The sequence below is a fragment of the Paenibacillus castaneae genome (assembly GCF_002884445.1).
In the GTDB taxonomy this organism is placed as follows: Bacteria; Bacillota; Bacilli; order Paenibacillales; family Paenibacillaceae; genus Pristimantibacillus; species Pristimantibacillus castaneae.
In genome coordinates, this window is record NZ_KZ614144.1 from 3,986,808 (window position 1) to 4,013,159 (window position 26,352).

At 46.6% G+C, this 26,352-nt stretch carries 15 protein-coding genes and 1 pseudogene; 3 read left to right on the forward strand and 13 right to left on the reverse strand.

Annotated features, from left to right (window positions below; all coding sequences use genetic code 11):
- The first annotated feature begins 53 nt into the window (after positions 1–53).
- Positions 54–908, forward strand: coding sequence for an SDR family oxidoreductase (locus tag CEF13_RS18230; protein ID WP_102712696.1), 855 nt, complete (start codon positions 54–56; stop codon positions 906–908).
- Between the two features lie 201 nt (positions 909–1,109).
- Complete coding sequence (locus tag CEF13_RS18235) at positions 1,110–2,249, forward strand: acyltransferase family protein (protein ID WP_102712698.1); 1,140 nt, start codon at positions 1,110–1,112, stop codon at positions 2,247–2,249.
- A gap of 93 nt (positions 2,250–2,342) precedes the next feature.
- On the opposite strand, the gene CEF13_RS18240 is transcribed toward CEF13_RS18235, so the two are convergent.
- Positions 2,343–4,235 (reverse strand): beta-L-arabinofuranosidase domain-containing protein, encoded by a 1,893-nt coding sequence (locus CEF13_RS18240; RefSeq protein ID WP_102712701.1) that lies wholly within the window; start codon positions 4,233–4,235, stop codon positions 2,343–2,345.
- Between the two features lie 203 nt (positions 4,236–4,438).
- Here CEF13_RS18240 and CEF13_RS18245 point away from each other — a divergent pair, with 203 nt between their 5' ends.
- Complete coding sequence (locus CEF13_RS18245) at positions 4,439–5,293, forward strand: helix-turn-helix transcriptional regulator (RefSeq protein ID WP_102712703.1); 855 nt, start codon at positions 4,439–4,441, stop codon at positions 5,291–5,293.
- A gap of 29 nt (positions 5,294–5,322) precedes the next feature.
- Here the strand turns inward: CEF13_RS18245 and CEF13_RS18250 are convergent, their stop codons facing one another.
- The 12 genes and pseudogenes from CEF13_RS18250 to CEF13_RS28855 form a co-directional block, all read right to left on the reverse strand.
- The gene (locus CEF13_RS18250) at positions 5,323–7,200 is read right to left on the reverse strand and encodes a substrate-binding domain-containing protein (RefSeq protein ID WP_102712705.1); all 1,878 of its coding nucleotides are present in this window, start codon (positions 7,198–7,200) and stop codon (positions 5,323–5,325) included.
- Positions 7,197–8,408 (reverse strand): response regulator, encoded by a 1,212-nt coding sequence (locus CEF13_RS18255; RefSeq protein WP_102712707.1) that lies wholly within the window; start codon positions 8,406–8,408, stop codon positions 7,197–7,199. Before CEF13_RS18255 ends, CEF13_RS18250 begins: the two co-directional genes overlap by 4 nt.
- 7 nt (positions 8,409–8,415) lie before the next feature.
- A complete protein-coding gene (locus CEF13_RS18260) occupies positions 8,416–10,206 on the reverse strand; it encodes a cache domain-containing sensor histidine kinase (protein WP_102712709.1) in 1,791 nt (596 codons plus the stop codon).
- A 114-nt stretch (positions 10,207–10,320) separates the two neighbouring features.
- Complete coding sequence (locus tag CEF13_RS18265; RefSeq protein ID WP_102712711.1) at positions 10,321–11,370, reverse strand: ABC transporter substrate-binding protein; 1,050 nt, start codon at positions 11,368–11,370, stop codon at positions 10,321–10,323.
- A 70-nt stretch (positions 11,371–11,440) separates the two neighbouring features.
- Positions 11,441–12,469, reverse strand: a complete 1,029-nt coding sequence (gene yjfF, locus CEF13_RS18270; protein WP_102712713.1) for a galactofuranose ABC transporter, permease protein YjfF — start codon at positions 12,467–12,469, stop codon at positions 11,441–11,443.
- A complete protein-coding gene (locus CEF13_RS18275; protein WP_102712715.1) occupies positions 12,466–13,476 on the reverse strand; it encodes an ABC transporter permease in 1,011 nt (336 codons plus the stop codon). The genes yjfF and CEF13_RS18275 overlap by 4 nt, the downstream gene beginning before the upstream one ends.
- Positions 13,448–14,983 (reverse strand): sugar ABC transporter ATP-binding protein, encoded by a 1,536-nt coding sequence (locus CEF13_RS18280; protein WP_102712717.1) that lies wholly within the window; start codon positions 14,981–14,983, stop codon positions 13,448–13,450. Before CEF13_RS18280 ends, CEF13_RS18275 begins: the two co-directional genes overlap by 29 nt.
- 192 nt (positions 14,984–15,175) lie before the next feature.
- Positions 15,176–19,681: a PA14 domain-containing protein gene (locus CEF13_RS18285; RefSeq protein ID WP_102712719.1), complete on the reverse strand. Its 4,506-nt coding sequence runs from the start codon at positions 19,679–19,681 to the stop codon at positions 15,176–15,178.
- Between the two features lie 76 nt (positions 19,682–19,757).
- Positions 19,758–24,140, reverse strand: a complete 4,383-nt coding sequence (locus tag CEF13_RS18290) for a beta-L-arabinofuranosidase domain-containing protein (protein ID WP_102712721.1) — start codon at positions 24,138–24,140, stop codon at positions 19,758–19,760.
- A gap of 90 nt (positions 24,141–24,230) precedes the next feature.
- The gene (locus CEF13_RS18295; RefSeq protein ID WP_166742703.1) at positions 24,231–24,827 is read right to left on the reverse strand and encodes a TlpA family protein disulfide reductase; all 597 of its coding nucleotides are present in this window, start codon (positions 24,825–24,827) and stop codon (positions 24,231–24,233) included.
- Positions 24,828–24,852: 25 nt separating this feature from the next.
- Positions 24,853–25,887: an S-layer homology domain-containing protein gene (locus CEF13_RS18300; protein WP_102712725.1), complete on the reverse strand. Its 1,035-nt coding sequence runs from the start codon at positions 25,885–25,887 to the stop codon at positions 24,853–24,855.
- A gap of 286 nt (positions 25,888–26,173) precedes the next feature.
- A pseudogene (locus tag CEF13_RS28855) lies at positions 26,174–26,338 on the reverse strand (hypothetical protein); the annotation flags it as partial.
- Positions 26,339–26,352: the final 14 nt, after the last annotated feature.

Below are 26,352 nucleotides of genomic sequence, written 5' to 3' on the forward strand. Positions count from 1 at the left end.
CGGGCAGCTTTCCAAATAATATAAGGGTAAAAGCGTCAAAGGAGATTAAAGTGATGAGTCCCTTTGCGAAAGACCTGTTGAAGGATAAGGTGGTTCTCATTACGGGCGGAGCGACTGGTCTCGGTCGTGCCATGGGAGAAAAGTTTCTTGAGCTGGGTGCCTGCCTAGCCATTGCCAGCCGCCGCGAGGAAGTGCTTGCAATGGCAGCCAAGGAAATGAGCTTTAATGGCAATCAAGTTTTTTACAAAAGCTGCGATATTCGAGATCCCGTACAGGTTCAAGAGCTAATCGAAGCGACCGAGGCCCACTTCGGACATATCGATGTGCTCGTTAATAACGCAGCCGGAAACTTCATCAGCCCGACCGAGCGGCTATCGCCAAAAGCAGTGGATGCTATCTTGAATATCGTACTGCATGGCACCTTCTATACGACCTTAGAGCTAGGCAAAAGATGGATTGAGCAAGGAAGAAACGGAACGATGCTGAACATTGTAACGACCTATGCTTCCAATGGATCAGGTTATGTTGTACCCTCTGCAGCGGCGAAAGCCGGGGTGCTGGCATTAACGCGATCCCTGGCGGTTGAATGGGCTCCATACGGTATCCGGCAGGTCGCGATCGCGCCTGGTCCCTTCCCAACGGAAGGCGCTTGGTCGCGTCTCTCTCCTACACCGGAGCTGGAGGAGCAGATGGTTCGCCGAATTCCCCTGCGCCGCGTCGGTGATAAAGCTGAGCTTGCTAATTTAGCTGCTTACCTCATATCTGATTATGCCAGCTATATGAACGGTGAAGTCGTGACTATTGACGGAGGTGAATGGCTGCAGGGCGCTGGCCAATTTAACAGCCTTTTAGAGGTTACGGATGAGCAATGGGATAACCTCGCTGAATTGACTCGCAAAGGCAAATGAACAATCGTCTTCTTCCTCTCACGGGGGAGAAGGCTTTTTTTGTTTTTCGAACCGTTGGGGGTCTTTAGCCTTATAGCGTTTAATGCAGAGCTATCAACTAGTCAATTAGGGCTTAATTGCGCTCAAATCATCGTCAAAAAGAATATTTTAATGTATCATGTTATTCAATATGAATAACTTTATCTTAAAGGTGGCTTCTAAATGACGAAAAAAATATCTTATGAAATATTGTTATTACGCTGTGTCGGCTGTTTATTTGTCGTAATGGTTCATTCGCTTATATTTACAGGCCGATTATATGAGCAAAGCGCTGTATTGAATGCAGCGAGACTTATTTTTAACGTTGGTACTCCGATCTTTATTTTCATTACAGAATTTCTTATTGCCAAAAATTATAAAGAAAACCTGCCAAAGCATTTTATATCAAAGCGAATGAAAGTTCTCATACCTCCTTTTATTGCGATGGGTATAATAGGCTCCATCTATAAGGTTTATGAAAACCAAGAGCCCTACACGGTACAAACGATACTAACCGCCATATTCAGAAACATTTTTATGGCAGACTACAATGGGTATTTTATTTTAATTATTATCCAATTCATTCTTATTCATTACCTATTACATAACAAGCTGAAACATTGGTCTGCCAAAACGGTTCTTCCTATATCGTTCATTATCAATTTTCTCTATCTTTCTTTTTTTAATTTCGTGCCGCCATTTGGTTTCTCGAACCCAAGCACCGCGGAATATATTTGGTATTACACGAGCTGGCTGCCATTCATCGGATGGTCATTTTATTTCGCATTAGGCTACTATTGCGGGAAGCATTACGATTCATTCCTTCATCTATTAAACAGAAAAAAAAGATGGGTATGGAGTTTGCCGATTATAACGGCTATTCCCGTGCTCGCCTTCAAATATCTAGATCTATCGCCGGTCATTAGTTCCAAAGGAGTCAGCTATTTGTTATTTGCTCCTTCCATCATTTTTCTCATTTTTTATATTTCGAACCATATGAAATCCGTTCCCAATTTCATGGTTTCCATTTCGGATCATTCCTTCGGCATCTATTTAACCCATAGTGTGTTTATGAGAGTGTTTGTTATTTTTTACATGCCATTAACGAAGCATATTCATCCGTTCATCACCATTCCAATTATTTATATCACTTGTTTCTGTGCAGCATGGTTAACAACGAAGTATTTAAACAAGCTTTCATTCGGCAAATATATTGTAGGTCCCGTACGCAATAATTTGAATGCCGTTCAACGCGAGAAGCAAGCCGCTCCTATCCTTGCATCAGAAAGTTCTTTGCACGTCCTTCCAACCCGTATCGATTAGGTGTAACAGATTCGCAAAAAACAAAATCGCTTCAAGCCTTGAATTATGTTCATAGGCTTGAAGCGATTTTCATTTAATAGGATGAACGCATTATTAGGATTGCTTCAAATTCTGTTTACTCGATTTACGCGCACCGATCAGCGGAAATTCACCAATTCGCAGCTTCGCACTGCCATATGGAACAAGCTCCAATTCGGTTACCGGCTGTCCTTCGGTGTTAGGAAATATAGGAGCGGTCCCCGCATTATTGCCTTCCATCTTCCAATCCCGCACCAGCTGTCCGCTGACTTTAAGCTTAACCGGCGCCGAGGCAGCTAAAAATGGCTGTGTAGGCACTTCATATTCACTGACTTCATATTCCGTTTCTGCGAGCAGCCCATATTTCCATGCTGAGGCAGGATATACTTCCCAGTCATGGAACATGGCGCGTTCCTTAATCATCTGCCAGTTCTCCTGAATAGGAAGAGCGAACACAAGCGGCCCCCGCTCCACGCTGATTGCGTGTAAATGGCGCGATGTGGTCTGTACAACCATTGGCAGATGCAGCTCCAGCTGATCTCCATTCATCCACTCCCGTTCAAGCCTCGCATAACCAGCTTCGATAGGCAGTTCAACCGCTTCTCCATTCAACGTAATCCGCGGATTTTGGCACCAAGCAGGAATGCGCAGCGAAATGGCAAACCGATCCGAACGGTCAAGCGTGAGTGCCATAAGGATCCGATCTCGAAATGGATATTCCCCGCTCACTTCCATCATTGCGGAAGCACCCGATCCTACCTTAGTTTTCACGGTACATGGAGCATAGGAAACCGCAGCAAGACCGCCGTTTCGATCATTCATCCATAGATGCGAGGCTAGCTTCGGCCAGCCTTGATGCATGTTGGCCGTACAGCAGCCAAAATTAGGCTCAAGGCCGAACAGATTTGCGTCTGGTCCGTTGCTCCATGCGCGCGGAGCGACATTGCATATAATTTGGTTCACCTGCTGGTCATATTGATGTGATGTCCAATCGGAAGAAATCGCTGCTGGCAGCGCATTAAAGGCCACCTTCTCCAAAATGTCCCCATAGCGTCCTTCACCGAAAATACGAGTAAGCTGCTCCATTGAGAACATATATTCAACGACGGCGCAGAGCTCCACCCCTTGACTTGGATGAGTGCCAGAGAGCCATTCATCTCCCGAGAACATACCATGCGCTTGTCCGTGATAAGTCATCAGGGAATCAATGCCGCGGTGAACCACTTCCCGCTCCGTCATATCGCCGGTTAATTCAAATAATAAGCCCGGAGTTTTGATTCCCATTGCTACATTCACGACATGTGAAGTCCAGTCCCATTCATAAACTTTGCGCCAGAACGGGAAGTCATGAAAAATATCACTCCAGTCCGTTGTTTGCTTGGCTACGATTTCTGCCAGCTCCATCAGAAAGGAATCTCCTGTCCGTTTGTACAACCATATAATGCAGAGCAGCATCTCCGATCCCCGCGACTTCGCCCAACCGTCCAACGGTTGTGTTTCAATCGTGGCATGCGTATATTTAAAAAATTTCGTAAGAAAAGGAATAACTCGTTCATCGTCAGTGGACTCTTCATGCTGCATCATTACTTTCAGCATGATCATGTAATGCCACCAATCATGGTTCTTGTTCACATCTTGGTTGACTGTTTCAATGCGATTAGGACCGAAAAGCCCATTTTCCTGTTGGTTCGCAAGCGACCATTCCACCCAGCGGTTCGCCTTCGCAATCAATTTCTGATCCTCCAACAAATAAGCAAGCGGAAGCAATCCATCCAAATAATAGGGTCCGCGTTCCCAGCTTTCGCCTTTACCGCCAATCCAGCCGTTCTCAGGACCAACATCTGCCCAGTGCTCCTCTAAATGGCCGGTAAATCCATCCGCCTGAATCCGAAGCTGATTTCTTAGCCAGCCAGACGGTTTAATGTCTCCTAACGGCAGAGCCTCAAATGCAGTTGCATGTAATTTCATTAGGGTCGCTCACTCCTCTTATCCTGTCAGTTTAATTCTGATCCTATTTGAATATAACATTTGGACCACATCGGACTACATACCCGGAAACAACCTGTTTTTGTCCAATTACAACATTTCAGGAAGCTAGATCAGAATTTACGAAGCTGGAGAAAATCCTTATGATAGAATATATAAAAGCTGTTTGAGAGGATGATTTGAATATGATCCAATTCATTGCTCCGCCTATGCCGCACTACATTGTTAGCGGAGAAGACACCTACCCCGTAGACGGCAAACATCCCGATCGGTCGCATATCGGAGTATTTGATTTGATTGTTGTCACGCGGGGAACCTTGCATTTGGAGGAAGACAATCATTTGTACAGCGTTTCCGAAGGAAATTACATCATTCTACGTCCTGATTTGGCGCACCGGACGGCCGCGCCTTGCCAAGCTGAAACCCATTTTTATTGGCTTCATTTCCAATCTCTTAGCCGCTGGAAAGAGACTACAGAGACGCTCTCGCTTTCCTTGCCGCAAACAGACCACGCATATCCGCAAATAGAAACCTTCTCCTTCTATATTTCGAGATTTGGAGAGCTTCGTTCATTGGGACTAATAAGTGAGCAGCTAGAAAAACTGATTCAATTACAACATGAACAAACTACTTCGGCATTATGGAGACGACAAATAATATTCCAGGATCTGATGCTCCTGCTGCAGGACGAGGAGGGAGAACAGCATAAGAGTCCACATTTAATTGTCGCTGAAGAAGCAGCTTTCCTGCTTCGCAAATATTACAAGGAGCCTATTAGCTATAAACGATTATCAGAAGCACTTCATTTTCATGAAAATTATATTTCGCTATGCATGAAGAAGACGTTCGGCTGTACGCCGCTGGAGTTTTTAAATCGCCATCGTGTGGAACAAGCTAAACAAATGCTGATTCATACGAATGAGCCCATTGGAAATATTGCAGAGGAATCGGGATTCGGCTCATTCCCTTATTTCGTTCGATGCTTCAATCGATATACCGGCAGCACGCCCAAAAGCTTTCGGCAGCAATATCGTTCATAACGCGATTTGCTGCCGTCTGCTCCCTAGATTCAATATTCTCTGCTTGCCAGTGCCATTTTGGCAGATTCTTGAGTAAATACGCCTTCCGCCGTAATGATCTTCATCGGAAGCTCCTTGCCCTCCGATAAATCTTTGACAGCTTTCATAAGCTGAGGACCGAGCAGCGCATTGCATTCCACCGCGAAGTTAAGCTTGCCTATACTGAGCGCTTTAAGCGCTGATTTGGTCGCGTCAACAGAAATGATAATAATGTCCTTTCCCGGCCGCAATCCGAAATTTTCAATCGCCTCTACCGCCCCCAACGCCATATCATCGTTATGCGAATAAACGACATTGATCTTCGCGCCCTGCCGCTTCAGCGCCGCAGCCATCAGCTCCTTGCCCTGCTTCTTCGTGAAATCCCCCTGCAGCGATTCGACAATAGTAAAGTTGTGATCCGTCTGAATGACCTCATTGAAGCCCTGCCTTCGACCGACAGCCGGCGCGGAGTAAGCGGTTCCCTGAAGCTCGACAATTTGATAGCTTTGCCCTGCTTCAGCCTGCTGCATCAGCCATCTGGCTGCACGTCTGCCCTCTTCACGGAAATCGGAGCCGATATAAGCAGTCCACAGCGTATCATCCCCAACATTTACTTCCCGATCCGACAATATAACGGGGATGCCGGCTTGCTTAGCCTCCTGCAGCACCTCATCCCACCCCGTTTCTGTCTTCGGCGAGAACGCTATGACTTGAACCTTCTCCTTAATAAACTGGCGAATGATCTCGATTTGCTTATCCTGTGATTGCTCAGCATTCTCATAGAGCAGCTGTACACCAGCTTCCTTCGCCGCATCAATTACCGATTTCGTATGGGCAATGCGCCAGCCGCTCTCCATGCCTACCTGAGCAAAACCAACAACAATCGGGGCGTCCCCTTGCTCTGGCGATGGATCAGGCGATGGTGTGATGCGCGAGGTCGTATCTTCCCATTGATCGGTTATCTTCTGACTGCGCAATATAACCTTTTTGGGAATGCCCTTTTCCTTATTCAAAATATCAATCGCGTAACGGATGGCCTCCTTGCCTCCTGGGGGACTTGTAAAAGTGCCTGTCAGCTTATTCTCGGATACTAGCTGTAGGCTGCCATTCTCAGAGTTGACCCCATCAATTCCGATAATGTTAATATGATTCCGATCCAGCTTCTGCACGGCTCGATAAGCACCTAACGCCATAGCCTCATTATGAGCGAATACGAGATTGACATCATTGTTCTCCTTCAGCCACTCGTATAACAAATCCTCCGCACGATCGCGCTGCCAATCCGCATTCATCGTCTTCACGATATGCAGCTTCGAATTTTGTATCGCTTCACGGAATCCCTTGCTCCGGTCATCAACGGTCGGCGAGCCAGCCAGCCCTTGTATTTCAACGATGGCTCCGCCTGAATCTCCAAGCGTTTCCATTGCGAATTCACCCGCTTTTCTGCCGATCATTTCATCATCTGTCCCTACATAAAGCGTGTAATCATAGCCTGTAACGCCTCTGCCCAGCACGATAACCGGAATATCTTTGTAGACAGCGGTTACCGTTTGCGTTAGCGCAACCGGATCGTCAAGGGAAATAATAAGCAGATCAATGCCATAACCGACCAGCTTCTTCACATCCTGCGCTTGCTGTTCACTGCTCTGCGCGGCATCCGTGAAGATGACGCGCATATCGTTATGCTTGCTTACCTCCTGCTGGATCTCCTCATTCATGGCAACACGCCAAGGCTCGCTCAAATTCGGCTGGGATACACCGATCAAATACTTGTATCCGCTATCAACATCTGTATCCGTCAGACGGCTGATACAGGAACGTGCCAGCACCGCAAGCAGTACAAACAGCATCATAATGACAGCAAGTTTTGCAATCTTGCTTCCCGTCATGAACGTATCCCTTTCTTATAAACGATTGGAGAGGTTCCAGTCACTTTCTTAAAGGCGCTGCTGAAATAATGCTGGCTGCTGTAGCCTACCTTCTCTGCAATCTCATAAACCTTGAACATCGGATCACACATCAGCTGTATCGCTTTACGAATGCGTACCTCCGTCAAATAATCAATAAATGAAAGACCAAGCTCGCGTTTTAACTGCTTGCTCAAATAAGTAGGGCTGACTTGCACACCGGAGGCCACATCGCCAAGGGTGAGCGTTGGCATATAATAATTGCGGTCAATAAATTTTTTGGTCAAAATCACTATGGGAGAAAGACTCCCTTTGCTGCCAAGCTCCTTCATCAGGGAGCGGTAAAGCGTCGGAAGCTCTTCAATTGATTCTGCCGATTGCTGCTCTACAATAATCGTTTTCTCAAGCAGCGTTTCCATCTTGTCCTGAATCTTCTGGCCTAGCATCAGCCAATCCGTATAGTTGTTGATACATCCCATTACAATGATGTGGCCTTTCTTATTGTTGAGAACAACACGGCCAACGGCTCGATCGGCTGCAAGCAAATCTTCTGTAATATTTTTTAAGGCGAATTCCAGCAGGTCACGGTCCCATACGCGCATTGATTTGCCGGATTCTACGTTTTGAATGACTTTGAACGCAATCATTCCAACGTCGCCCTCCCAGCCCAGCTGTAGAAATGCGGTTTGGCTATGAATCTCTTCAACGGCTGCAATGCCTTCAAGCCATTTCAATAGAAAGGCATCGCGAATGGAAACGGAATTCGTTTTGAGCTGCTGATCCATCCACTCCATCTTTTGCTCCTTATCGCGAGCTAGTTCAAGCTCTCCGATCGCTTTCCTAACGACGCTCTCCAGCTTGCTCTTCACAACAGGCTTAAGCATATATTCAAATACATGCAGCTTCACCGCCTGCTGGGCGTAACGAAATTCATCATGACCGGATATGACGATAACGATACTATTCTCCAGCGTTTGCTGCAGCCGTTCAATGAATTCCAGACCGTCTACGAACGGCATGCAAATATCAACAAATAGAATATGGGGCTTTCTTTCCGCTGCGAGCTCCAGCGCCTGCAAGCCATTCTCAGCTTCTCCTACCAGCTCGATCCCGAGCTCCTGCCAAGGCAGCACCTTCGATAATCCTCTACGAATCTTCGGTTCATCATCCGCAATAAGTAGTCTCCACATATGATTCTCACCCTTCCATTCGAAGCGATCCGAGCATTAGCGGAAGTCGGACTACGATTCTTGAGCCTCGTCCTCTTTCGCTCTCAATTTTAAGACCATAGCCTGAGCCATGAGACAGCTTTATTCGTTCGTTCACGTTATATAACCCATAACCTCTATCTTCGCTGCTTTGCCTGACGGCATGAAAGGATTCATTCATTTGCATTAATCGATCAGGCTCAAAGCCGATGCCATTATCCTCGACAACGAGCACCAGCTTGTTATCTTCCTGATATCCATAAATACGAATTTTTCCTTTCGTCAGCTTCTCCTTGATGCCATGATAGATCGCATTCTCAACGAGCGGCTGCAAAATGATTTTGAGCACACTTTGCGTCTCAATCTCAGGCGAAATATCGATTTCGTAAGACAGCTTATCTTCATATCTCGCCATTTGAATAATCAAGTAGCTCTCCACATGCTGGATTTCTTCGCTAAGCGGGATAACTTCACGCCCCTTGCTGAGACTGATGCGGAACAGATGGGTCAACGCAACAACGATGTCGACGATATCGTCCGCGTCTCGATCCTGTGCCATCCACTGAATCGTATCGAGCGTATTGTAGAGAAAGTGAGGCTTTATTTGCGCCTGCAATATTTTCAGCTCCGCCTCACGCTTCTCTTTTTGCTCCAAATACACAAGGTGAATCAAGTTGTCGATTTCCTGCACCATATGATTAAAGCTGTTGCCAAGCTGTCCGATCTCGTCTTTTGTTTTGCTGGGAAAGCGCAGATGCAGCTCGCCTTCTTCGACTTTTTTCATTAAACTGCGCAGCTTGCCGACGGGACGAACGATCGAATTGGTGAAATACCAGGATGCCATAAAAGCAAGAAGAAGCGTGACAAGCGCAATAATGACCGTATAAAATTGAATGTCGGCGACGACCTGCAGCGATTCCTTAAGCGGAAATACACCAACGATTCGCCAATCAAATTCAGGAAAAGTATTAAACACCATCTGATATTCCAGTTCATTGATGTAGCGGAATACTTTGCCCGAGCGGCCCTCCATCCAGTCCCCCGATATGCGGTATACAATTGGATTGACAGGCGAATAAACAACAAACCCATTCTCGTCCATAATGAATATAAAGCCGCTCTTGCCAAGCGAGGCTGATTCAACAATATCTTGGATGATGTCTAATTTCATGTCGATCAGAATAACCCCGAGGACGCGACCCGTCAATGGATCCTTAACGGCCCTCACGAACGATAGCACCTGATCGGCGCTTAAATTTTGCTCTGCGCGAATATTTCTCCCGATCGGATGGCTAAACAAATGGATATGATCCGGCTCTTGAACGGCCTTCTTATACCACTGCTCATCCGTCATAGCATCTCTTGTTATTGGCTCCAGCCCTTTGCTGGCGAACTGCTTCTTTTCGCTAACAATCATGGCGCCCGCAATTTCTACATGCTTCTCAATATAGACCCCCTGCAGCTGTCTCACTTTATAATCCAATAAATAGAATGGGGATGAATCGGTATTCTCCCAGTCCAGAAACTGAATAACTGACGAATCCTGCGACAGGTAATAAATAATGTTATCCATTTCCTCTATGTACACTTCAATATGATTTTTGACCTGCTCCATCATTTGCACCGTGTGTGCATTCGTTTCCTCTTCAATTGCATTTTTGTACAGCGTGCTGCCCAGAAAGCTAAGCGCCAATATGGAAAATAAAGTGATGATGACAAAATAAAATAAAAGCTTGAAACGGATACTTCTATTCGCAAATAAACCGCTAAGCATAGACATCCAATCCGTTCTCATGAAATAGTGTATTCATTTCAGTTCAATGCGAAAAACGAAACTACAAAAGAAGAACATCTCTTTTGCAGTTTCGTATATTCCTTGCTTCCATAAATTCAATTAATATTGACGATTAGGCAGCGCATCGATCGCTTTTTGTCCGGCATACACATCCTCATCGGATTTAATCCATTTGTCCAAAGCAGTTCCTGCTTTGTAATCCAGAATGGCTTGCTTTAGCTGTGGCCCGAGTAATGGATTACATTCTACAGTGACGTTCATTTTACCTTCTGCAATCGCTTCGAATGCTGCTTTTATTCCATCTACACCGATAATTTTAATATCTGTGCCTGGCTTCAAGCCTGCTTCTTCGATCGCTTGAATGGCGCCTAGTGCCATGTCATCGTTATGAGCGTAAACGACTTGAATGTTTTTGTCCTTTTTCAAGTACGCCTCCATAACCTCTTTTCCTTTGGCACGAGTGAAATCACCTGTTTGTGAATATACGATCTTATAGCCTGACTCGCCAGCAATCGCATCTTCAAAGCCTTTCTTGCGATCATTCGCCGCACTTGCACCAACTGTTCCTTCCAATTGGACAATATTGACCTCAGCGCCTGCACCGAATTCTTCGATCATCCATTTTGCCGCATTTTGGCCTTCAAGAATAAAGTCGGAACCGATGAAGGATACATACAGATCCTCATTGCCCTTTGTAATGCCGCGATCTAGCAGGAACACCGGAATGTTAGCATCCTTTGCTTCTTTCAATACGGTTTCCCAGCCTGATTCTACGACTGGCGCAAGACCGATTGCATCAACCTTTTGTGCAATAAAAGTACGGATGGCCTTAATTTGATTTTCTTGCTTTTGCTGAGCATCGGAAAACTTCAGTTCAAAATTAGCATCATCGCCAAACGTTGCTTTAACGGAATTCGTTTCTGCATCACGCCAGCCGCTTTCCGCACCAATCTGCGCGAAGCCTACAACAAGCTTCTTATTGGCCGGAGGTGCTTCCGTTGCCGTATTTTCTGTCTTTGGCTTATTGGTTGCTTTCGAAGCATCAGGAGTACTTCCCCCATTATTTTTGTTGCTGCTGCAGCCAGCGATCAAGCTTATTAGCATAATCGCAGCTAGCATGGTAACGATAACTGGCTTCTTTCTGTTCATTCAAACTTCCTCCCTTTCTTACTTGTAATAGCTACACACTCAATATACAAATTTTACAATTGCTCTGTATTTACAAATTAACGACTTTATTTTCAAAATTCGGTTTATTCTTGGATGCCGGAAGCGCGCTTTTTTCTTTTCTCATCACAATAATTCGCTGAAATGCCATGAACAGAAACAATAAAAATCCAATTGTAATTTTCGTCCACCAGGAGCTGAGCGTACCTTGGAACATAATGATTGTTTGGATAATACCGGTGCACAGCACACCGAGCGTCGGTCCAATCAAATAGCCAAATCCGCCGGTCAACAAGATACCGCCTATTACACAAGACGCGATCGCATCCATCTCCATGCCCATCAAATGCAGCGAGTAGCCCGAAAGCATATAAAACGTAAATACGATGCCGCCAATAGCAGAAAATAAACCGCTTAGCGTGTATACCGTAATGGTCGTTCTCGCAACAGGCAAGCCCATTAATATCGCAGATTTCTCACTGCCACCTATGGCATAAACCGCTCTGCCAAATGACGAATAGCGGCCAATCAATATCGCAGCTATAACTACTGCTAACGCAATGAGTACGCTTATTGTGATAAAGTTTTTTTCCCATACATAAATTTTGTGCTGGGACAGCAGCACGAAGGTCGGGTTGCTTATGACGATGCTTTCCGTACTGATAAGAAAGCTGATCCCTCTGGCCAAGAACATTCCCGCAAGCGTTACAATCCAAGGATGCAATTGAAAGCGTTGAATTAAATAGCCTTGGCCCGCTCCAAACAGCGTGCCGATCAACAGGGCAGCGAATATAACTACGAAAGCGTTAGCCCCCTGCTGAAACAATGCAGCGGACACCATGCTGATAAGGGCCACGACCGAAGCTACAGACAGATCGATACCGCCCTTAATGATGACAAATGCCATTCCCGTTGCCACAATAATGAGATAGGCGTTGTCAATAAATAGATTCAAGAAAACCTGCATGGAGAAAAAACCTTTATAAAGCGCAGCCCCTGATCCATACAAAATAAATAAAAGCAGCAGCGTCGCCAGAACAATAATATTGTTATGGCTAATTTTGAGCGATACCTTTTTCATGATGCTGCCACCTTCTTTTTGGCCAATTTGAATGACTGGCGGAACAAATCGGATTGAATCAAACATACGATAATGACGACTACTGCTTTAACGAGCAAAATACTGGAAGGCTCTACGCCTAACGAATATATAGTCGTCGTTAGACTTTGGATGAATAAGGCGCCAAATATCGTTCCGCCAAGGTAAAAGCGCCCGCCACGCATCGATGTGCCCCCGATTACTACGGCTAGTATGGCATCAAGCTCAATCCAGAGACCTGCGTTGTTTGCATCAGCGCTTGCTATATTGGAGCTAATAATAATGCCCGCAATACCTGCGCAGATGCCGGTGATGGTGTAGGCCGTCATGAAAATAACCTTGGGACGAATGCCCGCGTAGCTGCTCGCCGTCTTGTTGCCGCCTGCTGCTTCAAGAAATAATCCGAAGGCGGTGCGCGTTTTGAAGAGATACACAATTAGAAACACACCCATCGCTAGAAACAACGGGAATGGAAGACCGAGCAAATGTCCTTTTCCGATGAACTGAAACGCTTTATTGCTTGTCGTCAGCACCTGCCCGCCCGTAATAAGCTGAGCAATGCCGCGGCCGATTGTAAGCAAAATTAATGTGGCGACCATTGGCTGAATACCTAATATGGCGACCAGCATACCGTTCCATAATCCGCATAACAAGCCAGCTCCGATACCTGCCAGAACAACAACCCAAAGCGGATAGCCATTCAGCATAAATACCGCTAGCGCTCCCGAGATGGCCAGCACCGATCCGACCGAAATATCGATGCCCTCTTTGGCAATGACTAGAGTCATGCCAATAGCGATAATGATAAGCGGGGAGCCGTTTTTCAAAATATCGATTAAATTTCCGAATAAATGGCCGTCCTTCCACTCCATACGGAAAAAATCTGGAATTACAATCAAATTGAATAAAAATAAAACAACGATCGCGAGGATCGGCCAAATAATCTTCTGTTTGCTTAAATTACGCGCCAATCCCGCCAGGCTTGCCATACAATTCCGCTCCCTTCGCAATCATTTCCATAATAACGTTCTCACGCATGCTGGCACCGCTCACTTCACCAATCTTGATGCGATCGCGCAGCACGATAATCCGATTGCAGCATTGCACAATTTCGTCAAGCTCTGCGGAAATGATTAATATGGAAATACCTGAAGCTGCCAGCTCTAGAATGAGCTTGCGTATTTCCATCTTGGACCCGACATCGATGCCGCGCGTCGGCTCGTCCAGAATGAGCAGCTTTGGCTGTGTAGCAAGCCATCTGGCCAAAATAACCTTTTGCTGATTGCCGCCGCTTAGGTTTTCAATTTTTTGCTCTGCGCTGGGCGTTTTGATTTTTAACAGCTCGATATATTTATTCGCTATTTCCTTCTGCTTGCGCAGCGGAATGAAGGAGAACAAGCCTTTGCGGGCTTGCAGCGCAAGCACTATATTTTCACGAATAGTCAGCTCTCCCACAATGCCCGCTACCTTGCGATCCTCCGGTGTGAAGCCAAGGCCCTTCTGAATCGCTTTCTGCGGGTACATGGACGATATTTGCTCGCCGTCAATCGTCAATATGCCCTCATCCGCCTTGTCAATGCCGAAGATGAGCTTGGCGATTTCCGTCCTGCCTGAGCCTAGAAGACCCGCGAGTCCCAGCACCTCTCCTTTCCCAATTTGGAGATCAATCGGATAAATACTGCCCCTCTTGCCAAGCGTGCTCGCCTGCAGAAATAGGTCTCTGGAAATTTGCTCTACTGCTTTCATGCCAGCAGTTTCCTCTGTGCTCCATTCGCGCCCGATCATATGCGACACGAGCTCTGTCTTCGAAAGAGCGCTGGTTACATATTCTCCAACGAGCGTCCCGTTGCGCAGCACCGTAATGCGGTCTGTTACTTCATATACCTGATCAAGAAAATGAGTAACGAATACGATACCCATGCCTTCCTGCTTCAGCTTTCGCATCACCTTGAACAGCTGCTTTACTTCATTGGCATCCAAGCTTGAGGTCGGCTCATCCAAAATAAGAATTCCGTTCGAAATATCGACAGCTCTTGCTATTGCCACCATCTGCTGAATAGCTACCGAATAATGCGACAACGGCTGCTTCACGTCGATATAGAGATCAAGACGCTCAAGCAGCCGCTCGCTGTCCGCGTACATTTTATCCCAATGGATGAATCCTCTTTTCCTTGGATGACGGCCAATAAAAATGTTTTCTGCAACGGTCAGATTCGGGCATAAATTGACCTCCTGATACACCGTGCTGATGCCGAGCTGCTGCGCCTCTAACGGGGATTTGGGGGCAATCGGTCTCCCTGCCAGCCTTACTTCTCCTGAATCCCAATCATATACGCCGGTAGCTGTCTTAATCAGCGTTGATTTTCCTGCTCCGTTTTCCCCCATTAAGGCATGGATTTCGCCCTTCCTGAGGCCAAAATCAACATTTGACAGCGCTTTGACACCAGGAAACGATTTGCTTATCCCTTTCATATGCAGCACATAATCCGTGCTCATTGATCCTCACCTCTTTCCATGTTCACTTTCAATTGTAGGAAAATCGGCATCCATACGTATTTAGAAATATAAGTCTTTTTTTAAACAATTCGGACATTTAAGAGGGAGCAGCTTTTAATGAAACGGCAAACAACCCCGTCATGCGGGGCTGTCTGCTTCTTTTTTTATGAGGGACTTATTTGCAATTTGCCGTTACTCCAGAATCCATCTCGCAAGCATTGCAATATCTTCAATATCAACTTTACCGTCGCCATTGAGATCCGCTCTCTTGTATTGCGACCAATTCGGATCTGCGCTTGTTTTACCGTATGCCGCAGCTATGATGCCAAGATCGCCAATGCTTATCCGCTGATCATTATTTAGGTCTCCTGATAATACCGATGCTTGGAATGCAGCCACTGCTGCGTTCAAATGTACGATAGCCGCACTTACTTGAGCTGTGCTAGCATTCGGATTAACAGCAACCTCTTTGGCTTTGACAATGGCCGCACCGAGCGCTGCTTTAGCAGCTGCCGGATATTGACCAGGCTGCGTGCCTACAACCGCTCCGTTATAAATGGCTTCGGCTGCAGCAATCGCTTCATTCAATGCTGTTACATCTACATGAGTAATGATCTGAACCGTGTGGGATGCTCCTTTTACTTGCAGTTCATCTCCAGCACTATTCGCCACTTCAACACCGCTTACAGCTATATTTGCGGTGCTGGAAGCACCAGCCGCATCAGCCGCCACAGCCAGGAAGCTCAGCTTGAGCCACTGCTCATTAGCAGCTGCGGCGCTGCCTTGACCAGCTGCAATAATGCGGATCTTGCCCGGCTCAATGGTTTGCTGTTCAATAATGCCGAAGCCCGCCTTCAAGGATGTCGCGCTCGTCAAAGCCAATTTGTTAGGATCGAAGCTGATTATCAGCATTTCCGCATATAACGTTTGATACTTCTCTGCTGTTATGCCTGAAAGTCCAACCGTTAGATCAAAGGATTGCCCTGCTTTCACCTGATCCGTGCCATTGATGACTGCTGCCGGTTCGTCCGGAGAAGTCGGTATAACCGTGGCATCGAAGACGGTTACCGCTTGGTTCAAGGCTGCGGCTGCAGCATTTACTGCTACTTGATCCGCTGCTGCATTAGCGAGCACGCCTTGGGCAGACGCAATTGCTCCTGCGAATGCATCCATTGCCGCTTGCGGATATTGCCCCGGCTCAGTTCCCGCAATCGCTGCGCCAAGCTTTCCTTCGGCAGCCTTAACCGCACCCTGAAGCGCAGCTTTATCGACGATTTCTACTGGCCCAACTGAGAAGTAATCGAAGTTGGCTTGAATCGAAGTTCGGTCCCCAGAGGATAGTCCATAGAAGCCGATCTTCAAATTGCTTAAGCTTACAGTCATGGGATCTGCCGCAGGCTTCCATGCTGTTCCATCCCAATAGTAAGTCGAAACGACATTGCCAACCTTTTTGATCTGTAAATAAGAGGTATCATAGCCGGGATGCACTGCCATGTTTGCCGCTTTTACATAAACAGCATTTTTCTCATATGCGGTTTCCAGACTTTTGCCTGTCGAGCCGTCCGTATCCCACACATGGCCTAATTTAACGTAATTGTCTTCATTTTGCCATAGGAAAAGACCAGCCTGTTGATAGTTTTTACGTACAGGCGCTTCTACTTTAATCGTAAAGACGAAGTCTCCAGACGGCGCGTCCTTTAGAAATATATTCGGTAAATTATTACTGGATTCAAATGTATCGCCGACTGATGTATCCAAGCTCAAAAAGCCTGGTTTACGCGTTAATGACCATTTGCTGTTATCCGCTTTAAAAATGGACCATGCTTTATCTAATTGGTTAGAGTCGAATGGATCGACAAGCGAGCCAGCAGGAATCGGATCATTGACGCTCGTGAAAAATTGCTCGCGTGCATTTCTAAGGGATTGCAGCGCAGCTTGTATTTCAGCAGATACTGCATTCGCATCGTGAGCTGCTGCATTAGCCGTTTCAAGCACAGTCCTGAAAGCATCTATGACTTGCTGCTTATATTCGCCAGCGCCAATTCCGGCCGTCGCAGCGCTTAGGAAAGCTTCTGCTTTCGCAATTTCAACCAGCAAATCCGCTTTCGTCGTGGTGCCGATCAGCTCGCGATGTGCCGCAGCAATTCGATCAAAATCCATCTTCTCCACCTTGCGGTCATAGGAGAGAAGCCCATTAATCTCATATTCCACATCTGTAATTTGCGTATAAATAGCCGCGCTAAGGCCTGCATCCTTCAATTGCTTCAGTCTGTTTATATACGTAATGTATGTGGAGGTAAGCTGCTCTTTGCTCTTCATTAATTGATACGAGAACACTTGCGGGCTCCATTCATGCCCAGGCACATGCAAGCCAAGACCGCCGTATTCACCAAGAACTGCTGCCCTCGTATCACTTGGACTCGGAGCGCCAGGATCTGGATAACGATGTATATCGAGCAAATCTCCAGCACCTGCATCCCACCAGCCGCTCGTACTGTTGACAAGACGAGTCGAGTCAAGCCCCTTCACATAGCTCGTAGCATCTCTCGTCTGCTGTCCGCCTTGGTCGAATTGGCCCCAGCCTTCATTAAATACCGTCCATACGATGATCGACGTAACGCTGCGCAGCTGATCAACCATTTCCTTGTATTCTTTCAGCCACTGCGTCTTCGCAGCTTGTGTAATATCTGCACCTTTATTTCCTTGCCGATCCTCAAGGCTCGGCATATCCTGCCATACAAGCACGCCGAGCTTATCCGCCCAATAATACCAACGGGCAGGCTCCACTTTAATATGCTTGCGAATCGTATTCATCCCGACGCGCTTAACCGCTTCGATATCGAATCTCAAGGCTTCATCGGTAGGTGCTGTATAAATACCGTCAGGCCAAAACCCTTGATCAAGCGGGCCCATCTGGAATACAAATTTGCCGTTTAACAGCGGACGCGTTATTCCATCCACTTTGCCCAGCTTAATTTCTCTCATACCGAAGTAGCTGGAAACTTCATCAACCGTTTGTACTCCATCCTTCAAATAAACCTTAAGATCATACAAGAACGGATCATCCGGAGACCAAAGCCTCGCATTCGGAACAGGAACCGCTAACTCCGAGCCTACAGCTCCTTCTGCTGTTCCTACCGCTTTTCCATTTGCGAATGCGACAGCTTCAACCTTCTGCCCCTGAATGCCCGTGCCGGCAACATTCAATTTCAACAAACCGTTCTGAATATCCGTCACCATATCCAGTTTATCGATATGCGCTGCAGCTACCGGCTCCAGCCACACCGTCTGCCATATGCCAGAAACGGAAGTATACCAGATGCCGCCAAGCTTTTTAACCGTTTGCTTGCCAAGAGGCTGATCTGCTCCCAGATCGGTTTCATCGAGCACATGCACAATAAGCTCATTGTCACCCGGAACAAGATAGTCTGTAATATCAAAGCTGAACGAGGTGTAACCACCTTTATGGTTTCCGACCGAATGTCCATTTACATATACCGTGGCTATATAATCAACAGCGCCGAAATTAAGCTTTACGCGCTGTCCGTTCCAATTGTCAGGAACTGTGAAGGATCGCTTATACCACATCAAATCCTCCACGCGATTAATGCCCGAGAGCTTCGCTTCTGCTGCAAAGGGAACGAGTATTTTCTCCTTCAGCACTTTGCCGACAGGAACTGCCTCCCCTTTCTTAGCCGCCTGAAATTCCCACTCCCCGTTCAAATTCATCCAATTCTCACGTGCAAATTGAGGTCTTGGGTATTCGGGCAGCACATTCTCTCTGTCTACGTCATCGGCCCAAGGGGACATGATTTGGTATTTCGATCCGTTGATAAGCGGCTTATCGAAGCTCGCTACGACATCTCCCGCTAACGTTTCCAGACCGCCCTTGCCGTCATAAATCGTTTTGACATTGCCTATATCTCTGGAATAAAGCGGCTCTTGAAGCTTAACTACAACGACCTTATCATCGTCTTCTTTCAGAGCTGCAGAAACAAGCGACAAGCTGCCTGTTGCAATGCTCACTTTAAAATGATTGATGAACTCAGCGGTAACCGGCTTCAAAGATTGCTGGAATCGAAGCTCTGCATGCAGGCCATCCTCCAGAACTGCACCCGCGGGAGCAAATCCTTCCGGCAAATAAAAAGCTTCGGTCGGAACCGCTTTTTTCGATAGACTTGGGCTGGACCAGCGCATATGTATATTGGAGCCGCCCGTATCCTCGAAATACTCAAGCTTGATGCTGTACTTCTGGCCTGCAGTTAATGCGACTGGCAGTGAGGTTTGTTCCTTATCCCAGTCGGCTACCCAGTGATCAATCGTAAGCTTATTATCAATCCATAAGCGGAAGCCATTGTCACCAGTAATGTAGAACGTATAATTTTCCGTAAATTCCGGTTGGATATATCCCGTCCATCTAATACCGACGCGATCTTCCTGGCCCGTGAACATTTTGATTGCCGGCTCAAGATCGGAAATATCTAAGTTCGGATCATATCCCGTACCTTTAAATGCTCCATAGGTGAAATTGGGCGGTCCGCCCGCAATGTAGTAATCGGCTTTCAAACCATGGTATTGGGTTACATCTGCGCCTTCCGCGGCTGCAGCCCGAGGGGCGAACGAGAGGGCTGATGCGGCTAGACTGAACAGCATTGACAATGCCATTAACGCGCTTATTGCTTTGCTTCTTTTCAACATGTATTGAACCTCCAATAACTCTTTATATCAAACCTAAATCTATTGGAGGAAGAGATGTCTCTTCCTCCACGTTCATTTAGCCGATAATCCACCTAGCAAGCATCGCTAAATCCTCAATATCTACTTTGCCGTCATGATTGAGATCTGCCCTCATATACTGAGCCCAATTGGAATCTTCGCTCGTCATGCCATAGGCCGCTGCAACAATTGCTAGATCGCCTATAGTGACTTTATTATCATGATTCAAATCCCCATCAATGTCCTTAATGACGCTTGAGCGGAATGTATTAACCGCTTCATTTAGTGCAATAAGGGCCGACTCAATTTGTGCTTTAGAAGCATTCTCATCTTCAGCTACCAGCTGAGCTTTGACGATAGCCGCTTTCAGCGCTTGCTTGATCGCTAAAGGATATTGTCCTGGCTGCGTACCGGTCACCGCTTCATCATGAAGCTTCTGCGCTGAAGCAATGGCTGCGTTTAGTGCGGTCTTATCTGCAGGTGCAATCGTTATCAGCAGACTATGCTTAGCATCGTTTATCGAAAGTTCTTTCCCTTGGCCGCTCGCGAGTGTACTGTCGGTTATCGTTATGAATGTCTCTCCTGCTTCATCTAGCATTCCGGACTGGAATGACAGCTTCAGCCAATCATCGTTCGGCGATAACCCCTTGCCTTCGCCGAAAGCGAGAATACGGTATTTACCCGGCTCCAGCTCTTTCGGCTCCAGCACGCTCAGTCCTTCCCTAAGGGAGGCTGCGCCACGGAAGCTGAGCTTGCTCGGATCGAAGGTTACGGTTATGTCTTGGGCATAGATGCTTTGAAATTCGTTGTCCGTAACATTGCTCACGCCGAAAGCAAGGTCAAACGCTTGACCGCTTCGCACGCTTGCCGCGCCAGTCAGTGCAGCGCTTGGCTGCTTGGAAGGTTCAACTTCTGGCTTGCTTACAGCTGATAAAGCGATATAGTCGAGCTCATAGAAGCCGGCATTTGGTTCCGAACCCCGCATGAATGTAATGGAATTAACACCCGCCTTCAGCTCAATGTCTAAGCTGGTTGCCATAAATCTGCCCCAGTTGATCGTTCCTGCGAGCTGTGCGGACTGCGATTCACCGTCATTCACAATAATTTTCGCGGCAGCAGGCTGATAATTATTCGTGTTTTGCGCGTACCAGAAAAACATCTTGTATGTCCCAGCCGTTGGAACCTCCACTTGATTAAATGTGATATAGCTGTCCGCGTAATCCATTCCCCCTACGTAGCTCCTTCCTGACGCATACGCATTATTGCTGCGGACTTCCGCTTTAAATAGCTGAGCCTTCTCGGCTTCATACTTAGCCGGTTGAAGTGCTGCATCACCCGATGCCTCTGGGAAATAGGTTACCCGCAAATTTTCTGCACCGAATGGCACTAGAGTTAGATCCTCCGTTGCTTCAGCTGAATATACAGGACCGACGGGCGGCTCTGCAGCTGAGACGCCGTTAGGAGCTTTGCCCCATGACGGTATCCGTTTCCCCTTAGCAATAAGCTTAATCGGGGTAGTCTCCTGCAAGAATGGGTTTTCCGGCATTGGGGACGTAACAACCTTAATCGATGCAGCAGGATTGTCACGATCCAACATTAATCCGTAATTCCACGGTGATGCTGCACCAATGCTATATTGCTTGAAGCCTTGTACCTTCACCTGCGGTGCGGGGTTAGATTGCTCTACCCAGTTTTCATCGATTTTCAAAGAAAATACGAGTGGTCCGCGTTCAATGCCAATCGAATTATTGACCCATGTAGATGCTTTGATTTCCATCGGCACAGTCAATATGACCGTATCTCCTTGTTGCCATTTGCGATCGACAGTGTAATATTGTCCGGATTTCACTGCTGCTTGCTGCTGCCCATTAACAGTTACAGCGGCATTGTTCGCCCACTCAGGAATGCGCAGCTTAAGCGGAAATGACACACTCTCTGACGCCTCTTCAATAGTGAAGCGGATTTCATCCTCAAACGGATAATTCGTCGTTTCCTTCACCGTAATGTCAGCGCCTTTGATTCTGGACGAAACGCGGCTAGGTCCATATGCAATGACACCCAGCCCTCCGTCTGCCGTACCTGCCCACATATCCTTCACAAAATATGGCCAGCCCATATGCAGATTGAAGCGACAGCAAGGGAATCCAGAGAAAGGCGACTGTACGGTGCCATTGTCATAATTTTGCTTAAACCCATTATCAGTTAGCCCGCTCTGCACTTGATTTGGCAAAGAATAGTACTGGTGCGTCTTAAGGTCCTTGCTCATCGCCCCGGGAAGGGAATTGAATGTAAGCTTCTCAAGAGCATCTCCGATCCTCGGATCACCGGTAATCATGGCAGCAACTGCATCGCTATGTACCCGCTCCACGATGGCGCAAAGCTCGACCCCTTGCGTCGATGCAAGTCCGGCCAGCATTTCCGTACCTGAATTAATGCCCGTAATTTGGTTATGCGTCTCATCCAAATGTTGAACTCCAGCTTGGAAAGCATTTTTATCAACTTCATTTTTTGATAATTGATAATAAATAGCTGGTGTTTTAATTGATTGATTGACATTGACCGTATGCTGCGTGTAGAAATCAGCAGCATTGCTCTTAGCGGCTGTGAGAAAATGATTATTCGTAAAAACATCCGTCGCATCGGTGCCTTGTGCATGCAGCTTCTCTGCCAATTGCAGAAGGAAGTCATCTCCTGTTCGATTGTAAAGCCATAGGACGACATTCAAATTGTCACCGCTGCGAATTTGTCCCCAATTCATTAAAGGACGCTGATCCAAGTTGTTTAACTGGTATTTGAAATAGTTCGTTAAGAAAGGAATGACTCGTTCGTCATCTGTCGCCTCGTAATAGTCTTTTAATACATAAATAGCTACCATCCGCGGCCACCAGTCATTATCGCTGGCAGGGCCGAAGAAACCATCATCCCGCTGGCTCTTCAGCATCCAATTGACCCATTTCTGTGATTTGGCAATGAGGTCCGGATCTTCGAGCGTATAAGCAAGCGCAACTAAGCCCTTCACATAATAAATCGGCCGTTCCCAGTTGGAGTCTGGTGCTGTACCTCCCAGCCATTCCGAATTCGTACTTAATTCGCTGTATAAATCCTCCGCATACCCGGTTGCTCCTTCCTTCATGAGCTCCAGCTGCTTCAGCAGCCAGCCTTCCGCCTTGACGGAGCCTAACGGCAGCGGCACGAATGGCGTTTGCAGAAGCGGATCTTTGTTCTTTGCCGGCTCTTTAAACTTTTCAATCGGGACGGCATAATCACTGGCAATAAAATGATCGAAAGTGGCTTGTGTCTCATCCGCCCATAAGCCAACGCCGCCCGTTGTGAATTTACCCGCGCTTTCGTCGTTGTATTGTAGAGCCGGCTTATGCATATCGTCCAGGTATACCTGAATTCCGTTGCCATAGGTAACAACCTTCAATTGATAATATTGTCCTGCTGCAACTGAATCCAAAGCTTTAACCGTTTTTAAATCCGTCCATTCCTTGCTTAATCGACGGAGAATAAGACTGCCGTCCCCTGCGAGTCCCGCATAGTAGCCTTGAATAGGCTTTCCTTGCTCACCGTCCTGACTTCGGAACAATATTCCAGCAGATCCCGCCGCAGTCGGAAGCTTTACATCCGTCTCTGCTGTAAAATCTTTAAAAACGGTATTTTTCACAAGCAGCGAATGATTAGAACCAGCATTAACCGTAATTCCGCCTTCTTGCAAATTCCAATCGCCTTTGTTGACTTGCCAATTGGGCAAAGCAACTGCTTCTGATGACTGATCAAACGAATCAGAGAACTGAACGGTATTCTGTTGATCAGATACAATGAAATTATCGTAAGTAGGCTCTGATTGATAAATCCTTACCCCCACCTGTCCATTGGTGTATGTCGTATCCGATTGCTCCAAAACAAGCTTATCATTGAGATAAAATTTGATTTGCGAGCCTACTGCACTAACTTTAAACCGATAAGCGACGTTTGGATTAACTGCAACCTGTGTACGTTTCAGCTCCGTCCATTTGTTATCCATCCGCCCTAGAAATACACTGCCGGTTCCTTGTGCAGAAATGCCTGCATAATATCCCTTTACGTTATCTCCACCCGGTGTTGCACTAACGGTTCGGATCAATAATCCCGCATCTCCGTTACGATTAGCAAAGCTAATGTCAGCCTCGATACTCCCGTCCTGCAGCTCCGTATCCTTGACTAATGCTTTGGAGCCAGAGCCGCTCTTTACGGCAAGCTTGCCATTTGCATTCCACCATATTCCGTCGATGACATTCCAATTTTCATTAATAATCGAACGATTGAAATGATCCTCGAAAAACCCAGGCTCCGCCGCCGCGGAAGCCTCTACATGGACAGCGGGCAGAAATGCGCCTATATACATGGTGATGATAAGCAGCATGGTTATCATTGACTTCAGCAAAGCGCTGAATCTCATCTTGCTTCCTCCTTCAGACTCGTATCAAACTTTCGCTAGCGCTGGTTGAGCAGATTTCTATTCCTCCCCCTTAAGCCCTTATCGCGGCGCTCACCTCCCTGAAGCAAGCTGTTCCAGCTTCAAACGAAATTCCATAGGATCAACCAAGTGAAAGGTGTCAAGTACTGTACCGTCGGCATCGATAATAAACGTGGTTGGCAATGCGTGCAGCTCATATAAGTAGGAGGCGCGTTTATTGTCATCCAATAGGATTGGGAACGTCCATCCATTTTGTTGAATGAACGCCTTGATATCTTCCCCCTGCTTCTCCTCCGAGGATAAATTGATTCCATAAAAATCAATTTTGTCTTGATACGACTCATGAAGTGTTTTCAGTGTAGGTGCTTCTATGCTGCAAGCCTCGCACCAGCTCGCCCAAAATTGCAGAACGAGAGGTTTATTATTCGTCTCACCGATTGTGTACGTTTCTCCGTTCAATGCTTTCAACGTAAAGGAAGGTGCCCGCACAGAAGAAGATGCATTACGATGCAAAGCATCTTCTTGCTTCACACTTAATACTTTCTCAAGCGCTGCAGCATTAAGCTTATTTCCCTCCTTGCCATTGGATGGATTCGATTGAAGCATTAGAATTAAACCAACGGCAGTAGCAAGCACGAATATGCTAACAATTCGAAATGATTTGCTCATTTTTTTACTCCTCATGCATAAATTGCTAGCTGTTGCTCGGCGATTCATGCGACTGTTTGTAATCAATCATTGACAGGAGCAGGGTCACCGCTTCTGCACGGGTTGCATTGGCGTTAGGCACGAAGCGATTAGCATCTCTTCCCTTGATAATGCCTGCTTCTGCAGCCATCGCTACGGATGGATGCGCCCAAACAGGAATATCATTACGATCAGCAAACGAAGATTTTTGGGCTGGATCCACCTGCCACGACAGCGCACGAGCAATCATAACAGCTATTTCACTGCGTTTAATCGGTTTGCTTGCACGGAAGGTATGATCCTCATAGCCCGTTATGATACCAGCCTCAACCGCAGCAGCTACGTAGTCAGAAGCCCAGCTTGGAACACTGCCCGCATCCTTAAATGATAATTTCTCGCCATCCTTGATTGGCAAATCAAGAGCGCGAACGAGCATAGCCGCATACTCCGCACGGGTAACCTGCGCATTAGGGCGGAAAGTACCATCGGTATAACCATTAATGAAGCCAAGGTTAACAGCTCGTTCGATTGCGCTTTTTGCCCAGTGACCCGCTATATCCTTGAATACAGTTATATCAAGCACGGCAGACATTTTGACATTCGGCTTTAAAGTAATAGATTCAAGCGCGCTGTTTACAAGCTTCACATCGGTTAGCTTCACTTCCGCTTTCCCCTTGCCAATGGATTCAAAAAGCAAGCTAGTCAATGCAATCTTGCCGCTATCGCCTGCTTTTTTGCCAATTTTGGTCGTAGCGTATACAATTTGAGCACCCTCGACGATTGGCGTTATTGAAAAGCCTGTCATACTGCTGCTTGCCCCATCAAAACGGAGCTTCTTCGTATCAAATTCAAGTTTGACTTCAAAAGCGTAAACGTCTTTTAATTTGTCCCCTGTAATGTCAATTCTGATCTTTTTGTCTGCTTGATGCTGAGAGAGCGTGAAAACAGGCGTATCGGCAGCAGCCATCGCAAAGCTGGGCACTGCTAGAATGAATACCAATACAAACCATCCAACCATACTAAAACGCTTACAATTGATCATTGAAATCGTCCTTTCCACGTTCTTAAAGTAGTATTGATGAAGGAGCCTTACTGGTGAAATCGGTCACTCAAGACATAGGCTCAACAAGCTTTCCGCTCGTTTAGCTTCATTGTACAAATAGGGATGAGGAATGTATTTGCAATATCAGGTTAAAAGTTATGAATTTCCGCAGTTCCGTGAAGTTCATGCTGTAGAAAAAAACAAACCCTTCGACGTATGTATGCGTGACGAAGGGTTTTGTTTAACTGCTTATTTTATTGATTGTCCAAGCTTGTATGATTGCTAATCAGGCTGTTCCTACAGGAACGCCATTCAAGTGTTCGCCTTCCTTGATCAGTACGTATTCAACCTTGCTGCCGCTCCAGAAATGCATACGGAGCTCCATCTTGCCATCCTTCGATTGGCTGAGGAATGAGGGTGTCAATATAATAGAATCACCATTATCAGAAGGATAGAACGCTTCAC

Coding starts and splice junctions, on each gene's coding strand:
- CEF13_RS18230 (WP_102712696.1), top strand. CDS start 54: ATGAGTCCCTTTGCGAAAGACCTGTTGAAGGATAAGGTGGTTCTCATT.
- CEF13_RS18235 (WP_102712698.1), top strand. CDS start 1,110: ATGACGAAAAAAATATCTTATGAAATATTGTTATTACGCTGTGTCGGC.
- CEF13_RS18240 (WP_102712701.1), bottom strand. CDS start 4,235: ATGAAATTACATGCAACTGCATTTGAGGCTCTGCCGTTAGGAGACATT.
- CEF13_RS18245 (WP_102712703.1), top strand. CDS start 4,439: ATGATCCAATTCATTGCTCCGCCTATGCCGCACTACATTGTTAGCGGA.
- CEF13_RS18250 (WP_102712705.1), bottom strand. CDS start 7,200: ATGACGGGAAGCAAGATTGCAAAACTTGCTGTCATTATGATGCTGTTT.
- CEF13_RS18255 (WP_102712707.1), bottom strand. CDS start 8,408: ATGTGGAGACTACTTATTGCGGATGATGAACCGAAGATTCGTAGAGGA.
- CEF13_RS18260 (WP_102712709.1), bottom strand. CDS start 10,206: ATGTCTATGCTTAGCGGTTTATTTGCGAATAGAAGTATCCGTTTCAAG.
- CEF13_RS18265 (WP_102712711.1), bottom strand. CDS start 11,370: ATGAACAGAAAGAAGCCAGTTATCGTTACCATGCTAGCTGCGATTATG.
- yjfF (WP_102712713.1), bottom strand. CDS start 12,469: ATGAAAAAGGTATCGCTCAAAATTAGCCATAACAATATTATTGTTCTG.
- CEF13_RS18275 (WP_102712715.1), bottom strand. CDS start 13,476: ATGGCAAGCCTGGCGGGATTGGCGCGTAATTTAAGCAAACAGAAGATT.
- CEF13_RS18280 (WP_102712717.1), bottom strand. CDS start 14,983: ATGAGCACGGATTATGTGCTGCATATGAAAGGGATAAGCAAATCGTTT.
- CEF13_RS18285 (WP_102712719.1), bottom strand. CDS start 19,681: ATGTTGAAAAGAAGCAAAGCAATAAGCGCGTTAATGGCATTGTCAATG.
- CEF13_RS18290 (WP_102712721.1), bottom strand. CDS start 24,140: ATGAGATTCAGCGCTTTGCTGAAGTCAATGATAACCATGCTGCTTATC.
- CEF13_RS18295 (WP_166742703.1), bottom strand. CDS start 24,827: ATGAGCAAATCATTTCGAATTGTTAGCATATTCGTGCTTGCTACTGCC.
- CEF13_RS18300 (WP_102712725.1), bottom strand. CDS start 25,887: ATGATCAATTGTAAGCGTTTTAGTATGGTTGGATGGTTTGTATTGGTA.